13 protein-coding genes are annotated in these 15,670 nt (G+C 71.1%); 5 read left to right on the plus strand and 8 right to left on the minus strand.

What is annotated here, in order from left to right:
* Positions 1-76: 76 nt before the first annotated feature.
* From ACFY0F_RS04350 to ACFY0F_RS04365, 4 genes are all read right to left on the minus strand, one after another.
* Positions 77-1,747: an alkaline phosphatase D family protein gene (locus ACFY0F_RS04350; protein ID WP_388788630.1), complete on the minus strand. Its 1,671-nt coding sequence runs from the start codon at positions 1,745-1,747 to the stop codon at positions 77-79.
* Positions 1,748-1,820: 73 nt separating this feature from the next.
* Complete coding sequence (locus tag ACFY0F_RS04355; protein ID WP_388788633.1) at positions 1,821-2,636, minus strand: thioredoxin domain-containing protein; 816 nt, start codon at positions 2,634-2,636, stop codon at positions 1,821-1,823.
* 77 nt (positions 2,637-2,713) lie between these two features.
* Positions 2,714-3,406 carry a hypothetical protein gene (locus ACFY0F_RS04360; RefSeq protein ID WP_388788636.1) on the minus strand — a complete coding sequence of 231 codons (693 nt, stop codon included), beginning with the start codon at positions 3,404-3,406 and terminating at the stop codon, positions 2,714-2,716.
* A gap of 67 nt (positions 3,407-3,473) precedes the next feature.
* On the minus strand, positions 3,474-4,799 hold the full coding sequence (locus ACFY0F_RS04365; RefSeq protein WP_388788638.1) for a DUF2252 domain-containing protein: 1,326 nt from the start codon (positions 4,797-4,799) through the stop codon (positions 3,474-3,476).
* Between the two features lie 244 nt (positions 4,800-5,043).
* Between ACFY0F_RS04365 and dnaE the strand changes: the two genes are divergently transcribed.
* Positions 5,044-8,583: a DNA polymerase III subunit alpha gene (gene dnaE / locus ACFY0F_RS04370; protein ID WP_388788640.1), complete on the plus strand. Its 3,540-nt coding sequence runs from the start codon at positions 5,044-5,046 to the stop codon at positions 8,581-8,583.
* Between the two features lie 114 nt (positions 8,584-8,697).
* Here dnaE and ACFY0F_RS04375 read toward each other — a convergent pair whose 3' ends face one another.
* Positions 8,698-8,871 carry a hypothetical protein gene (locus tag ACFY0F_RS04375; protein WP_388788643.1) on the minus strand — a complete coding sequence of 58 codons (174 nt, stop codon included), beginning with the start codon at positions 8,869-8,871 and terminating at the stop codon, positions 8,698-8,700.
* 225 nt (positions 8,872-9,096) lie between these two features.
* Here ACFY0F_RS04375 and ACFY0F_RS04380 point away from each other — a divergent pair, with 225 nt between their 5' ends.
* The 4 genes from ACFY0F_RS04380 to ACFY0F_RS04395 all read left to right on the plus strand — a co-directional run bounded on the left by ACFY0F_RS04380 (position 9,097) and on the right by ACFY0F_RS04395 (position 13,030).
* Positions 9,097-10,314 (plus strand): NYN domain-containing protein, encoded by a 1,218-nt coding sequence (locus ACFY0F_RS04380; RefSeq protein WP_388788645.1) that lies wholly within the window; start codon positions 9,097-9,099, stop codon positions 10,312-10,314.
* 133 nt (positions 10,315-10,447) lie between these two features.
* A complete protein-coding gene (locus ACFY0F_RS04385; protein WP_388789193.1) occupies positions 10,448-11,422 on the plus strand; it encodes an ABC transporter ATP-binding protein in 975 nt (324 codons plus the stop codon).
* 74 nt (positions 11,423-11,496) lie between these two features.
* On the plus strand, positions 11,497-12,318 hold the full coding sequence (locus ACFY0F_RS04390) for an ABC transporter permease (RefSeq protein ID WP_388789196.1): 822 nt from the start codon (positions 11,497-11,499) through the stop codon (positions 12,316-12,318).
* Between the two features lie 34 nt (positions 12,319-12,352).
* Positions 12,353-13,030: an AAA family ATPase gene (locus ACFY0F_RS04395; protein ID WP_388788648.1), complete on the plus strand. Its 678-nt coding sequence runs from the start codon at positions 12,353-12,355 to the stop codon at positions 13,028-13,030.
* A 269-nt stretch (positions 13,031-13,299) separates the two neighbouring features.
* Here the strand turns inward: ACFY0F_RS04395 and ybaK are convergent, their stop codons facing one another.
* From ybaK to ACFY0F_RS04410, 3 genes are read right to left on the minus strand one after another with little or no spacing between them, the layout of a single operon-like run.
* Positions 13,300-13,809, minus strand: coding sequence for a Cys-tRNA(Pro) deacylase (gene ybaK / locus ACFY0F_RS04400; protein WP_388788651.1), 510 nt, complete (start codon positions 13,807-13,809; stop codon positions 13,300-13,302).
* Between the two features lie 14 nt (positions 13,810-13,823).
* On the minus strand, positions 13,824-14,564 hold the full coding sequence (locus tag ACFY0F_RS04405; RefSeq protein ID WP_388788654.1) for an LON peptidase substrate-binding domain-containing protein: 741 nt from the start codon (positions 14,562-14,564) through the stop codon (positions 13,824-13,826).
* Positions 14,565-14,575: 11 nt separating this feature from the next.
* The gene (locus tag ACFY0F_RS04410; protein ID WP_388788657.1) at positions 14,576-15,601 is read right to left on the minus strand and encodes a hypothetical protein; all 1,026 of its coding nucleotides are present in this window, start codon (positions 15,599-15,601) and stop codon (positions 14,576-14,578) included.
* Positions 15,602-15,670 lie beyond the last annotated feature (69 nt).

A 15,670-nucleotide genomic window follows, 5' to 3' on the forward strand; every position in this document is an offset into this window, starting at 1 on the left:
GGATCGCCAGGTAGGGCGACCCGCCAGGATGTTCGATGCCCGAAAGATCTTCTCGGTTGCCTCGAGCGTGGATTTTTTACACAGGGTTGTAGGTGCGCTCGACCTTCTGCGTGCCGCTACGGGTGTGGTACGAACGGGCCCAGGACGCGGTCGCGTTCGGACTCGTGCGGTCGGACAGCACGTAGTAGTCCATCTGGGCGCGGTCGGCGGTGATGTCCAGCACGCCGTAGCCGTGCCGGTCGGTGTCGACCCAGTGGACGTGCCGGTTGGCGGCCCTGATGACGGGCGCGGCGACGGCGGAGACGGTGCCCTCGGGGACCTTCACGATGTCGTCGAGGTTGTCGGAGGTGACCGAGGTGACCACGAACTCGGTGGCCGCCGACGCGGACAGCGGATAGGTCCCGGCGTCCACGGGCACGTCGTTGGCCCACGCCATGTGGATGTCACCGGTCAGGAAGACGGTGTTGCCGATGGCGTTGGAGCGCAGGTGGGCCAGCAGTTCGCGCCGGTCGTCGGTGTAGCCGTCCCACTGGTCGGTGTTCAGGGCGAGGCCCTCCTGCGGCAGCCCGAGCAGCTTGGCGAGCGGCTTCAGGAGGTCGGCGGAGAGGGAGCCGATGGCGAACGGCGAGATCATCACCGAGTTGCCGACCAGCCGCCATCTGGTGTCGGACGCCTTCAGCCCGGCCTTCAGCCAGTCGAGTTGGGCCCGGCCGGTGATGGTGCGGTCCGGGTCGTCGACCGAGCCGTTGCCGGTCTTGACCTGCTGGGAGCGGAAGGACCTCAGGTCCAGCAGCGAGAGGTCGGCGAGCTTGCCGAAGCGCAGCCGGCGGTAGGTCGTGCCGGCGATCGCCGGGCGCACCGGCATCCATTCGAAGTAGGCCTGCCTGGCGGCCGCCTGACGTGCCTTCCAGGTCCCCTCGGCTCCCTCGGTGTGGTTCTCGGCGCCGCCCGACCAGGCGTCGTTGGCGAACTCGTGGTCGTCCCAGATCGCGATGACCGGGGCCTTGGCGTGCAGGGCCTGCAGGTCGGGGTCGGTCTTGTACTTGCCGTGCCGCGTGCGGTAGTCGGCGAGGTTGAGGATCTCGTGGGTGGGTGCGTGCGGCCGTACGACGGTTCCGCGCGCGCCGTACTCGCCCGTGCCGTACTCGTAGATGTAGTCGCCGAGGTGCAGCCACGCGTCCAGGTCGCCGCGGGCCGCGAGGTGACGGTAGGCGGCGAAGTAGCCGCCCTCCCAGTTGGCGCAGGAGACCACGCCGAAGCGCAGGCCCGCGACGCTCGCGTCCGCCGCCGGTGCGGTGCGGGTACGGGCCGGCGGGGAGTCGGTGCCGCCGGCCGAGAAGCGGAACCAGTAGTCGGTGGCGGGCTCCAGACCGCGGATGTCGGCCTTGACCGTGTGGTCGGAGGCGGCCGTCGCGATGGTCGACCCCTTGGAGACGACGGTGCTGAACGCCCGGTCCTTCGCCACCACCCAGCTGACCTCGGTGTCCGGGCCGAGCCCGGACCCGGGCGTCGCCTCGGCGGTGGGCGTCACCCGGGTCCACAGCAGTATCCCGTCGGGCAGCGGGTCACCGGAGGCGACGCCGTGCAGGAAGGCGGGCGTGTCCGCGGCGGCCAGCGCGGGCAGGGCGGCGGTGAGCGGGCTGGCCAGGACAGCGGTCGCCGCCGCGGCCTTGACGACCGTACGGCGGCGTGGAGTGAGGGAGTTGACTCCCTCGGACGATATGAAGGCTCTGTATCGACTGGTCACGGCCGAGAGGTTACTGGCCGGTACGCAAAAGGGCGGGCGAACTCACGAAGTTCGCCCGCCCGTCATGCGGCGGTCAGCCCTTGAGGGCCGCGTCCACCTTCGAGTTGAACTCGGCGACAGTCCAAGGCTGGTTGGGGTCCGAGGTCTTGATCTGCTTGCCATCCATGACGAAGCTCGGCGTGCCGGTGACGCCGTCCTTGTTGGTGTCGAAGGTCTTCGACATGGCCATCGCCCAGGCGTCGTAGGTGCCGTTCTTCACCGCGTTCTGGAACTTGGTGTTGTTCTTCAGCGCGGGCACCGTGTCGGCGACCTTGAGGAGGTACGCGTCGTCCTTGAACTTGTCGGTCGTCTCGTCCGGGTGCCACTTCTTCGAGTACAGGGCGGTCTTGTACTGGAGGAACGCGTCCGGGCTGACGTTCAGCGCGGCGCCGAGCGCGCTCAGTGCGTTCTTGGAGCCCTCGCCGTTGTCATGGTTGTCGATGAACGTGCCACCGATGTACTGGATCTTGAACTTGCCGTCGTCGATGTCCTTGGTCACCGTGGAGCCGACGGTCTGCTCGAACTGGGCGCACACGGGGCAGCGCGGATCCTCGTAGACCTTCAGGGTCTTCGCGGCGCTGCTCTTGCCGATGACGACGGTGGTGCCCTTCGCGCCCGTCGTGTTGGCCGGGGCGACGACCTTGGCGTCCTTCAGGCCCTCCCAGTAGGCGGGCTTGTTGGCCTGGACGACGGCGTAGCCTATGCCGCCGGCCGCCGCCAGCACGGCCACGACCGAGCCGGCCACGATGGCCTGCCGCTTGGTCTTGTCACGCTTGGCCTGGCGCTCGCGCTCCTGGCGCAGCCGCTCCCGGGCCGCCGTCTTCGCTGCTGCACTGTTCCGCTTGCTCATGGTGGGTGATCTCCCTATGGGACGCGCACATGCTGTACGCGGGATACGTGTGGGGGTGGCTGGTACTCGGCCGGCGTTCAGGCGAACGCGAGCGAGTACGGCGGTCCGCGCCGTCCCAGGGAGTGCGTGCGGATCCGGTCCCGGACCGTGGCCGGGCGAGGGCGCGGAAGCCGTACGCGCCGCACCGCCGGTCCCGGCCGCACGGTCACCGCGGCCACCGCCAGCAGCAGTGGCCGGAACGTCGTCGCGGCCACGGCACGCAGCAGTTGCGCCAGCGCCCGTTCGCCCCGGCGCAGCCAGGCGGCGACCAGCAGGCCGACGGCGATGTGCGCGGCGAGCAGCAGCCAGGCGGTCGCCGGATCGGCGTGGGCGAGCAGCGCGGCCAGCCGGTCCGTGTCCGTGCCGGTGACGCGGGCCAGCGGTGTGCCGACCTGGCTGCCGTCGCCGCACAGCACGTCCCAGCCGACCGAACGCAGCGGGCCCGCGACCGGGCCGCCCGCACGCCCGTAGCAGACGTTCTGCCCGGTGGTGAACACGGTGTCGGCGGCCAGTTCGAGCGGTACCAGCAGGACGGCGATCCTGCCGAAGCCGCGCTCGCGGCCCGCGAGGGCGTACGCGAGGAGGAACACGGCGACCGCGACCGCGGCCACCGTGTTCGCCGGCAGCGGGACCCGGGACAGCAGCACGTGCGACGCGGTGCCGAGCGTCACGACCAGTGCCGTGAACAGCGCCGCGCGTACGGCTCTGAGCTGGATCCCGGATATGTCCATAGCGTGGAGAGTGTGACACGTCCTGCTGTAAGAGACCCCTAAGGGGTGCCTGTGGGTGGCCCCCCGGTCACAGACCGGGGATCCGGCCGTTGCGGAACAGGTCGACGAAGATCTGGTGGTCGGCACGCGCGCGTGCGCCGTAGGAGTGCGCGAAGTCGGTGAGCAGGTCCGCGAAGCCCTCCTCGTCGGCCGCGATCGCCGCGTCGATGGCCCGCTCGGTGGAGAACGGCACCAGGGACTCGCCGGAGGTGTCGTCGGCCGCCGCGTGCATGGTGGCGGTGGCCCGGCCCAGGTCGGCGACGACCGCCGCGATCTCCTCCGGGTCGTCGATGTCGCCCCAGTCCAGGTCGACGGCGTACGGGGACACCTCGGCGACGAGCTGGCCCGCCCCGTCCAGCTCGGTCCAGCCCAGCCACGGGTCCGCGTGCGCCTGGAGGGCGCGCTGGGAGATCACCGTGCGGTGGCCCTCGTGCTGGAAGTAGTCCCGGATCGCGGGGTCGGTGACGTGCCGGGAGACGGCCGGGGTCTGGGCCTGCTTGATGTAGATCACGACGTCGTTCTCCAGGGCGTCGCTGTGGCCCTCCAGCAGGATGTTGTACGACGGCAGCCCGGCCGACCCGATACCGATGCCGCGCCGCCCGACGACGTCCTTCACCCGGTAGGAGTCCGGGCGGGCCAGGGAGGTCTCCGGCAACGTCTCCAGGTAGCCGTCGAAGGCCGCCAGCACCTTGTAGCGGGTGGCCGCGTCCAGCTCGATGGAGCCGCCGCCCGGGGCGAAGCGGCGCTCGAAGTCCCGGATCTCGGTCATCGAGTCCAGCAGCCCGAAACGGGTGAGGGAGCGGGCGTCGCGCAGCGCGTCCAGCAGGGCGCCCTGCGCGGTGTCCAGGGTGAAGGGCGGCACCTCGTCGCTCTTGGCGCCCGTCGCCAGGGCGTGCACGCGCTCGCGGTAGGCGGCCGCGTAGATCCCGACCAGTTCGGTGATCTGCTCGTCGCTGAGCGCCTTCGCGTACCCGATCAGGGCGATGGAGGCGGAGAAGCGCTTCAGGTCCCAGGTGAACGGGCCGACGTACGCCTCGTCGAAGTCGTTGACGTTGAAGATCAGCCGGCCGTTGGAGTCCATGTACGTGCCGAAGTTCTCCGCGTGCAGGTCGCCGTGGATCCACACGCGCGAGGTGCGCTCGTCCAGGTACGGGCCGCCGCGCTTCTCGGCGTCGAGGTCGTGGTAGAAGAGGGCCGCCGTGCCCCGGTAGAAGGCGAAGGCCGAGGCCGCCATCTTCCGGAACTTCACGCGGAACGCGGCCGGGTCGGCGGCCAGGAGCTCGCCGAAGGCGGTGTCGAAGACGGCGAGGATCTCCTCGCCGCGCTGCTCGCCGTTGAGCTGGGGAACCGACATCGCTGGGTGCCTCCTGGTGCATGAATGTGTCCGACGGCGTCTGCCGTCTCCAACGCACGAAGGTACGCGTGGGTGCCCACCCGTCGCCCGGCCACCACCCCTCATGGAGGCGCTTCGCGCCACGGCCTCCACTCGAATGTCATTCCCGAGGCATAGACTTCGACGCTGTCCCCCAGACTGTCCGCAGTCGGTCCACGGCCGGTCGGAAGTCTGTCGACGCCCGTTCTCCTTGGAGGCCCGAACCGTGTCAAAGCCGCCCTTCACGCACCTGCACGTCCACACCCAGTACTCGCTGCTGGACGGTGCCGCGCGGCTCAAGGACATGTTCGACGCCTGCAACGAGATGGGCATGACGCACATCGCCATGTCCGACCACGGCAACCTGCACGGGGCGTACGACTTCTTCCACTCCGCGAAGAAGGCCGGAGTCACCCCGATCATCGGCATCGAGGCGTATGTCGCCCCCGAGTCGCGGCGCAACAAGCGCAAGATCCTGTGGGGCCAGCCGCACCAGAAGAGGGACGACGTCTCCGGTTCCGGTGGTTACACCCACAAGACGATGTGGGCGGTCAACAGCACGGGCCTGCACAACCTCTTCCGGCTCTCCTCCGACGCGTACGCCGAGGGCTGGCTGCAGAAGTGGCCCCGCATGGACAAGGAGACCATCGCCCAGTGGTCCGAGGGGATCGTCGCCTCCACCGGCTGCCCCTCCGGCGAGGTGCAGACCCGGTTGCGGCTCGGCCACTTCGACGAGGCCCTCAAGGCGGCCGCCGACTACCAGGACATCTTCGGCAAGGACCGCTACTTCCTGGAGCTGATGGACCACGGCATCGACATCGAGCACCGGGTCCGCGACGGCCTCCTGGAGATCGGGAAGAAGCTCGGCATCCCGCCGCTGGTCACCAACGACTCCCACTACACGTACGCGCACGAGGCGGGGGCGCACGACGCGCTGCTGTGCATCCAGACCGGCAAGAACCTCTCCGACCCGGACCGCTTCAAGTTCGACGGCACCGGCTACTACCTGAAGTCCACGGACGAGATGTACGCCATCGACTCCTCGGACGCCTGGCAGGAGGGCTGCGCCAACACGCTCCTCGTCGCCGAGATGGTCGACACCACCGGCATGTTCGAGGCCAAGAACCTCATGCCGAAGTTCGACATCCCGGAGGGCTACACCGAGGTCACCTGGTTCAAGGAGGAGGTCCGCCGCGGCATGGAGCGCCGCTTCCCCGGCGGTGTCCCCGAGGACCGGCAGAAGCAGGTCGAGTACGAGATGGACGTCATCATCCAGATGGGGTTCCCGGGGTACTTCCTCGTCGTCGCCGACTTCATCATGTGGGCCAAGAACAACGGCATCGCGGTGGGCCCCGGCCGAGGCTCCGCGGCCGGTTCGATCGTCGCGTACGCCATGGGCATCACCGACCTCGACCCGATCCCGCACGGTCTGATCTTCGAGCGCTTCCTCAACCCCGAGCGCGTCTCCATGCCCGATGTCGACATCGACTTCGACGAGCGCCGGCGCGTCGAGGTCATCCGGTACGTGACCGAGAAGTACGGCGCCGACAAGGTCGCCATGATCGGTACGTACGGCAAGATCAAGGCCAAGAACGCGATCAAGGACTCCGCGCGCGTGCTGGGCTACCCGTACGCGATGGGCGACCGCATCACCAAGGCGATGCCCGCGGACGTCCTCGGCAAGGGCATCGACCTCAACGGCATCACCGACCCCTCGCACCCCCGCTACTCGGAGGCGGGCGAGGTCCGCGGGATGTACGAGAACGAGCCCGACGTGAAGAAGGTCATCGACACCGCCAAGGGCGTCGAGGGCCTGGTCCGGCAGATGGGCGTGCACGCCGCCGGCGTGATCATGTCCAGCGAGACCATCACCGAGCACGTGCCCGTCTGGGTCCGGCACACCGACGGCGTGACCATCACGCAGTGGGACTACCCGAGCTGTGAGTCGCTCGGCCTGCTGAAGATGGACTTCCTCGGCCTGCGCAACCTGACGATCATGGACGACGCCGTCAAGATGGTGAAGTCCAACAAGGGCGTCGACCTGGAGCTGCTGAGCCTGCCGCTGGACGACCCCAAGACCTTCGAACTGCTCCAGCGCGGCGACACCCTCGGCGTCTTCCAGTTCGACGGCGGCCCCATGCGCTCGCTGCTGCGGCTGATGAAGCCCGACAACTTCGAGGACATCTCCGCCGTCTCCGCGCTCTACCGTCCCGGCCCGATGGGCATGGACTCGCACACCAACTACGCGCTGCGCAAGAACAAGCTCCAGGAGATCACCCCGATCCACCCCGAGCTGGAGGAGCCCCTCAGGGAGGTCCTGGACGTCACCTACGGCCTGATCGTCTACCAGGAGCAGGTGCAGAAGGCCGCCCAGATCATCGCCGGCTACTCGCTCGGCGAGGCCGACATCCTCCGCCGTGTGATGGGCAAGAAGAAGCCCGAGGAACTGGCGAAGAACTTCGTCCTGTTCCAGAAGGGCGCCCGCGAGAAGGGCTACAGCGACGAGGCCATCCAGGCGCTGTGGGACGTGCTGGTCCCGTTCGCCGGATACGCCTTCAACAAGGCGCACTCCGCCGCGTACGGCCTGGTCTCTTACTGGACCGCCTACCTGAAGGCGAACTACCCCGCCGAGTACATGGCGGCGCTGCTGACCTCCGTCAAGGACGACAAGGACAAGTCGGCCGTCTACCTCAACGAGTGCCGCCGCATGGGCATCAAGGTGCTCCCGCCGGACGTCAACGAGTCGATGTCCAACTTCGCCGCCCAGGGCGACGACGTGATCCTCTTCGGCCTGTCCGCCGTCCGCAACGTCGGCACCAACGTCGTCGACGCGATCATCAGGTGCCGCAAGACCAAGGGGAAGTACACCTCCTTCCCCGACTACCTCGACAAGGTCGAGGCGGTGGTCTGCAACAAGCGCACCACGGAATCGCTGATCAAGGCCGGCGCCTTCGACGCCATGGGGCACACCCGCAAGGGCCTCACCGCCCAGTACGAGCCGATGATCGACAACGTGGTCGCGGTCAAGCGCAAGGAGGCCGAGGGCCAGTTCGACCTCTTCGGCGGCATGGGCGAGGAGACCAGCAGCGAACCCGGCTTCGGACTCGACGTGCAGTTCACCGACGAGGAGTGGGACAAGACCTATCTGCTCGCCCAGGAGCGGGAGATGCTCGGTCTGTACGTCTCCGACCACCCGCTCTTCGGTCTGGAGCACGTGCTGTCCGACAAGGCCGACGCGGGCATCGCCCAGCTCACCGGCGGTGAGCACGCGGACGGTGCGGTCGTCACCATCGGCGGCATCATCTCGGGCCTGCAGCGCAAGATGACCAAGCAGGGCAACGCCTGGGCCATCGCGACCGTGGAGGACCTCGCCGGTTCCATCGAGTGCATGTTCTTCCCGGCGACGTACCAGCTCGTGTCCACCCAACTCGTCGAGGACGCGGTCGTCTTCGTCAAGGGCCGCCTCGACAAGCGCGAGGACGTGCCGCGGCTGGTCGCGATGGAGCTGGCGGTCCCCGACCTGTCCAACGCGGGCACCAACGCGCCCGTGATCCTCACCATCCCGGCCACGCGGGTCACCCCGCCGATGGTCAGCCGCCTCGGGGAGATCCTCAGCCACCACAAGGGCGACAGCGAGGTCCGTATCAAGCTCCAGGGCCCGCGCAAGACCACCGTCCTGCGCCTCGACCGGCACCGTGTGAAGCCGGACCCGGCGCTCTTCGGTGATCTGAAGGTGCTGCTCGGGCCGTCCTGCCTGGCGGGCTGAGCGACCCGGCCGGATCCTGGGCGCGCGGCCCGGAGACCGGCGTGAACGAGGGGCGTGTCCGTGACCGGACACGCCCCTCGTCAATGCCTGGGCTCAAAGGCCCGCGCGACGGTCTCAGTTGTGGCCGAAGCGCTTGTGCTGCTTACGGGCAACATCCGCCGGGCCGCCCGCCATCTCGGGCTCGTGCGCCTGAGCCGGGGGGCGCTGCGTGTGCTCCTGCGGCTGCTCGGCCTGCGAGGAACGGTTCTTCGGGCCGGCCTGCTTGCGGTTGTTCTTGTTCTTGGCCATGGTGATCTGCCTCCTGAAGGGGGTCTAGGGGCCAGGGCCGCCATCAGATTCACATAGGCTGACAATGAACGCATTCCGGATAATTACCGTCTGTGACAGGCTTGTCGGGGCGCGCGGCCCGGAAACGCCACGCCGAAGATCGAGTTCGGGCCGTTAACGCCCGCGCGGTCGGGCAGACTCGAAGCAAGCCGCAAGCACAAACCTCCCGGGAAGAGGGTGAGTCGCGTGGACCGTTGCATCGTCCTGGTGGACGCCGGGTACTTGCTGGGGGCCGCCGCCAGCCTCCTCGCCGGAGAGCCCTCACGGTCCCGGATCACCGTCGATCACGCCGCCCTGATCCAGGCGCTGCGCGAGCGCGCGGAGGCCGACACCGAGCGACCCCTGCTCCGCATCTACTGGTTCGACGGCGCCCCGGACCGCGTCCCCCAGCCGGAGCACCGCCGGCTGCGCGTGATGCCCCGGGTCACCGTCCGGCTCGGCGCGCTGACCCGCAGCGACGGACGCTGGGCCCAGAAGGGCGTGGACGCCGCCATGCACGCCGAGCTCACCGAGCTGGCCCGCAACCGCGCCTGCTCCGACGTCGTCCTGGTCACCGGCGACGGCGACCTGCTGCCGGGCATGATGGCCGCCAAGGAGCACGGCGTGGCCGTCCACCTGTGGGCCGTACAGGCCGCCGACGGCGACTACAACCAGTCCGAGGACCTGGTCGCCGAGGCGGACGAGCGGCGGGTGCTGGACCGCGCCTGGATCACCCAGGCGGTACGGGCCAAGGAACTCACCGGCGTCTGCGCGCCGCCCCCCGCGCCCCGTCCGGAGATCGCCGCGATCCTCTCCGCGCCGCTGCCCGAGTCCGCGCTGACCTCGGCGGCCGAGCGGCCCGCCGAGGAGGAGCACGCGCCCGCGGCCCGCGTCCAGGAGAACGGCGCGCAGGAGCGGGTGCCCGCACCCAAGGGCGTACCCACCCCGAAGGACCTCGCCGCGCTGCGCGCCCCCGGCGCCCCGGCCGCGCAGCACCCCACCACGGCCACCCTGCGCTGGTCCTCCGACAAGGGCTGGGTGGACCGGCCCGGCGTGGTGCCCGAACCGCCGGAGGCCGCCTCCATGCCGACCCTGGCCCAGCTGACCACGGCCGAGCAGCGCTGGGCCGACCGCGAGGAGGACATCACCACGGTCGGCGGGGACCCGTTCGAGGTCGGGCAGGTCTTCGCCCGGCGCTGGATCTCCCGCCTGGGCGACCAGAGCCACCTGCAGAAACTGTCCGGGATGTACCCGCGCATCCCGCACCGCATCGACGGCGAGCTGCTGCGCTACGCGGCCCGTTTCGGTCTCCTCGCCCACAAGGACGACCAGATCGACGAACACGACCGGTACGCCATCCGGGCGGGGTTCTGGCGGGAGATCGACGTGCCCTCGTCCGCGGAGCACGCGCCCGCGGGGGAGTGAACCGCCGACGGTTGTCCACGCCCACGGGATCACGGCCTGGGCGCCCCAAAGGCGAGTAAAGGCCCTCGACGGCGTACTCTCGTCCCTTGTGAGTACGCGCGTGGCACAGGCACTTCGGCATCCCGATGACGTGGTGTGCACCGTGCGCGGGCTGACGAAGACCTATCCGTCCGTGCGCGGGCGGCGTGGTGCGCCGGGCGTCCCGGAGGTCCGGGCCACCGACGACGTGACGCTCGACGTCCGCCGCGGTGAGATCTTCGGACTGCTCGGACCCAACGGCGCCGGCAAGTCCACCCTCGTACGGCAGCTCACCGGGCTGCTGCGGCCGGACGCCGGCAGCGTCGAGCTGCTCGGCCACGACATCGTGCGGCACCCGGAGCGGGCCGCGCGCATCCTCGCCTACCTCGGTCAGGAGTCGACCGCCCTGGACGAGCTGACCGTCTCCCTCGCCGTGGAGACCACCGGGCGGCTGCGCGGCCTGGACGTCACCCGGGCGCGCGCCGAACGGGACGCCGTGCTGGAGGAGCTCGGGCTCACCCCGATCGCCGGGCGGGCGCTGAAGAAGCTCTCCGGCGGGCAGCGGCGGCTCGCCTGCTTCGCCGCCGCCCTGGTCGGTGACCGCCCGCTGCTGGTGCTCGACGAGCCGACCACCGGCATGGACCCGGTGGCGCGGCGTGCGGTCTGGGGGGCCGTCGACCGCCGGCGGGCCGACCGGGGCACGACCGTGCTGCTCGTCACGCACAACGTCATCGAGGCCGAGACCGTCCTCGACCGGGTCGCCGTCCTGGACCAGGGCCGGGTCATCGCCTGCGACACCCCCGCCGGGCTCAAGGAGAGCGTGTCGGGCGAGGTGCGGGTGGAGCTGGTGTGGCGGGACCAGGCGCCCCTGGAGGTGCCGGAGGTCGCCGGCTTGCGCGAGCGGGCCGTGGAGGCCGGGCGCCGCTGGACGCTGCGGCTCGCGCCGGAGGAGGCCCGTGCGGCCGTCGCCACGGTCACCGGCGGGGCCGCCTTCGCCGCCCTGGACGACTTCACGCTGGCCACCCCCAGCCTGGAGGACGTGTACCTGGCACTGGGCGGTGCCGCGCGGCAGGGTTTGGTGAAGGCGTGAGCACGCGGGGCGCCGCATCCGTACGGTCCACCGAGGGACGGCTCGGCCGCCGCAGGGAAGAGGAGCAGCTCGACGTGAGTGCCGTATCCGCGCAGTCCCCCTCGGGGAGCGCCGTGTCCGTTCCGGGGGCGGCGAGGGGCGCGGCGGAGCTGGCGCCGCCGGCGCGGCTGTGGCCGTCGCTGGCCGCCGTGTACCGGGCGCAGCTGTCCCGGGCCCGGGTGGCGCGGATGCCGCTGCTGTTCGTGGCCACCTTCCAGTCCGTCGGCATCATGATCATGATGCGCGGGGTGGTGGACTCCCGGGGCGAGGCCCAGTCCGTGGTGGCCGGGTCGTCGGTCGTCGTCGTCGCGTTCGTCGCGCTGAACCTGCTGGCGCAGTACTTCGGGCAGCTCCGGGCCGGCGGAGGCCTCGACCACTACGCCACGCTGCCGGTGCCGCCGGCGGCGGTGGTGCTGGGGGCGGCGGGGGCGTACGCGTCCTTCACCGTGCCCGGGACCCTGGTGACCGCCGTCTTCGGCTGCGTGCTGTTCGGGCTGCCGCTGGGCAACCTGTGGATCCTCCTCGCGGTGATCCCGCTCGCGGGCGCCGCGCTCTCCGGGCTCGGCGCGGCCTGCGGTCTGCTCGCCCCCCGGCCGGAACTGGCCACGCTGCTGGGCCAGCTCGGCATGTCGGCGGCGCTGCTGCTGGGCGTGCTGCCGCCCGACCGGATGCCGGAGATCATCCGGCTGGCCCGGGACCTGCTGCCGTCCACCTACGGTGTGGAGGCCTACGCCCGGACCTTCGCGGCGCGTCCGGACTGGGCGTTCGTCGCCGGTGACCTGGGCGTGTGCGCCGCGGTCGGGGTGGTGTCGCTGGCCGTGGCGACCTGGGCGTACCGCAGGGCCGCCGTCCGGTGACGCGCGGCACAGGGCGACCTGGCACGATGTCAGGGTGACCGCACCACTGACTCCGCCTCCGCCGCCGCACGAACCGTCCTCGCACCAGGGCTGGCACGGGCCGCAGCCCGCCGGTGCCGCGGGAGGCGCCTACGGACAGGACGGCCCCGGGATGAAGACCGAAGTGCGGGAGGCCGCCGTCGTCACGGTGGCGCTCGCGCTGGGCGGAGTGCTGCTGGGGTTGCTGTGGTGGTGGCTGGCGCCGCATGTGCCGTTGGTCGGCTCCGTGGACGACACGGGCCGCTGGATCGTCTACCTCAAGGACACCGAGGGGGAGCAGGCCGTCGGCGTCGACGGAACGTTCACGCTGCTGGCGCTGGCCTTCGGGGTCGTCAGCGCGGTCGTCGTCTTCCTGCTGCGGCGGCGCGGGGGTGTGCCGCTGGTGGTCGGGCTGGCCGTCGGCGGTGTGCTGGGGTCGCTGCTGGCGTGGCGGCTCGGGGTGTGGCTCGGGCCGGAGAAGGACGTCCTCGCCCATGCCAGGGCCGTGGGCAAGGGGGTGACCTTCTCGGCACCGCTGAAGCTCGGCGCGAAGGGGGCGTTGCTGGCGTGGTCGCTGGCCGCGCTGCTCGTGCATCTCGGGCTGATGGCGCTGTTCGGGCCGCGGGATCCGGATCCCTACCAGGAGGGTTCGTACCAGCAGGGGCCGTACGGCGCGCCGCCCGCGCAGGGGTGACCGCCGGGCTTGTCTCGCCCCCGCCGCCCTCACCCTTCCCGTCCCCAGGGGCTCCGCCCCTTCGACCCCGCTGGGGGCTGCCGCCCCCAGGCCCCCGCTTCGGCCTAAACGGCCTCGTCCTCAAACGCCGGACGGGCTGAGTAATGCCGACCGGCGCTGACAGGTCCCGACTGAGCTGAGAGGAAGCCCGCGCCTTTCAGCTGGGCGAGACGGGTGGTTGGTGGGCACAGGCCGGGGGCCTGGGGGCGGAGCCCCCCAGCAGCCCGAGGTCAGCCGCGGCCGATGGGGGCCAGGACGGCCTCCGTGAGCCGGGCCAGGTCGGCGGGCGAGAGCTCGACCTCCAGCCCCCGCCGGCCCGCCGAGACGCAGATCGTGGCATGGGCGGCAGCCGAGTCGTCCAGGACCGTCGGGAGCTTCTTCCGCTGGCCCAGCGGTGAGATCCCCCCGCGCACATAACCCGTGGTGCGTTCCGCCAGCGCCGGGTCCGCCATCGCCGCCCGCTTACCGCCCACCGCCGCCGCCAGGGCCTTCAGGTCCAGGGAGCCCGCCACCGGGACCACGGCCACCGTGAGGGCGCCGTCCACGTCCGCGACCAGGGTCTTGAAGACGCGCTCGGGGGAGACGCCCATCGCCTCGGCCGCCTCCTCCCCGTAGGAGGGGTGGGACGGGTCGTGGTCGTAGGCGTGGACCGTGTAGTCCACGCCCGCCGCCGTCAGGGCCACCGTCGCCGGCGTGCCGCCGGACTGCTGCTGTTTCTTGTTCCTGGACTTCTTCGCCATCGGGGATGCGGGCCTCAGTTCAGACTCGTCGGGCCGCGCGTCAGCTCGGCCGCAGGCAACGACGGCAGATTACGGATGATCGCCGTCTCCGCGCGAAGGAGTTTCAGCTCGTCGCGCAGCCGGGACGCGATGTCCGGCGCCTGGAGCAGCCGCTGCTTGGCCGGGGTGTCGAGCATCATCGCCGCCGCCACCAGGAAGGACACGACGGCGGGTTCGTCCGGCAGGTCCGCCCCCGTGGTCAGCGAGCGCTCCCGCGCACCCGCCAGCCGCTTCTGGTACTGGCGGAACGCCCGCAGGACGCCCTCGGCCAGTGCCCCGGCCTCGTCGCCCTGTTCCTCGGGCAGCTCCTCCAGCTCGGCCGTCAGGAACGGCCCCGACGCGTCCACGGACAGCAGCCGGACCCGGGTCGTCCCGGTCGCCAGTACCTCGAACGTGCCGTCGGCCCGCTCCCGTACGGTCGCCGCGTCCGCCACACAGCCGACGGCGTGGAACGCCCGCAGGGGATCGGCGCCGAACCCCGCGGCGGCCCCGCGTTCGAGCAGGGCGGTCGGATCCGGCATGCCCGGTTCGCTCGGCGCGACCTCATGGCCGTCGCGGATCGCCACGACGGCGAACCGGCGCAGCTCTTCCTCGGGCGTCTTCAGCAGCTCGCGCATCATGGCGCGGTAGCGCTCCTCGAAGACGTTGAGAGGCAGCACCAGGCCCGGGAACAGTACCGAGTTCAACGGGAAGAGGGGGAGACGGACGGTGGTCACGGCGCCCCAGCCTAATGGTCACCGGCGCGGACGTGTCCGGGGTACTCACTTCGCGGTCGCTGGGGCGCCGGGATCAGCCCCGTCAGGAGTTCCTCGCGCAGCCGCAGGAAGTGGCCCAGCGGGTCGTCGGAGACCCGGTCCCACGGGAACGAGGTGGCGTACGGGCCGATCAGCCGGAGCTGGGTGCGGGCGTCCTCCCAGCGGTCCAGCCGTACGAGGACGTACGTCAGCTTGTTGCGGACCTCGGCGGGCCAGGGATCCCCCGCCGGGAACCGGCCGGAGAGCGCGATCGCCCGGTCGGCCGCCGCGTCGAGCCGTTCGCGCGGCACCTCGGGCCCGCAGCCGTCGGTGAGGTAGGCGAAGGCCGCCCGCGCGGGCAGCGCCTGCACGAGCGAGTCGGCCGGGGCGTCCTGCGCGGCCAGGTCGGCGAAGTCGAAGCACTCGCGGTGGGAGCCGTGCCAGGAGGCCGCCAGGTACCGCAGGGCCGCCACATGGCAGCCGTAGTGGTGCGGGGCGCGGCGGACGGCCGCCTCCCACAGCTCTTCGAAGTACCGGTGTCCGGCACGGGTGCCGCGCGCGTGGTCCAGGGCGATCCGCCAGGGCACCGGGTCGCGGTCGTCGCCCTTGGCGGCGGCCGTGATCGACGGGCTCACCTCGCGCAGCAGCTCGGCCCGGCCCGGCGACGGCCAGGCACGGTCCACCGCCAGCTGGGCCGTCATCAGCAGCACGTCGGGGTCGCCGGGGGCGGCCCCGCGCCACTCCTCGAACCACTCGGAGCGCGAGCGGGCGAAGGCGGCCAGGCGCCGTGTGTAGCGGTCCCGGTTCTCCCACTCGGCGGCCGCGCGGGTGGCGGCCAGCAGCTCGGCGGCGGCGCGGTGGTCGCCTCTTCCGGCCGCGACCAGGGCGGGGCCGAGGCGGTCGTCGGGCGCGTCGAGCAGCACCTCGTCACCGGCGGGCGGTCCGGCCGGTCGCGAGGGGATCCTCTTCATCCGGGTGGGGCGGATGAACGTGGGGAGAAGAGCCATGGTGCCGACCATTGAAAGACCGCTGGTCGGCGCCGCGCCACCCCCTGACGCAAGGCCGATGAAAGTTGTACGCGCCCCGGT

The organism is Streptomyces sp. NPDC001544 (genome assembly GCF_042894285.1).
Taxonomy (GTDB): Bacteria; Actinomycetota; Actinomycetes; order Streptomycetales; family Streptomycetaceae; genus Streptomyces.

Coding starts and splice junctions, on each gene's coding strand:
- ACFY0F_RS04355 (WP_388788633.1), bottom strand. CDS start 2,636: ATGAGCAAGCGGAACAGTGCAGCAGCGAAGACGGCGGCCCGGGAGCGG.
- ACFY0F_RS04360 (WP_388788636.1), bottom strand. CDS start 3,406: ATGGACATATCCGGGATCCAGCTCAGAGCCGTACGCGCGGCGCTGTTC.
- ACFY0F_RS04365 (WP_388788638.1), bottom strand. CDS start 4,799: ATGTCGGTTCCCCAGCTCAACGGCGAGCAGCGCGGCGAGGAGATCCTC.
- ACFY0F_RS04375 (WP_388788643.1), bottom strand. CDS start 8,871: ATGGCCAAGAACAAGAACAACCGCAAGCAGGCCGGCCCGAAGAACCGT.
- ybaK (WP_388788651.1), bottom strand. CDS start 13,809: ATGGCGAAGAAGTCCAGGAACAAGAAACAGCAGCAGTCCGGCGGCACG.
- ACFY0F_RS04410 (WP_388788657.1), bottom strand. CDS start 15,601: ATGGTCGGCACCATGGCTCTTCTCCCCACGTTCATCCGCCCCACCCGG.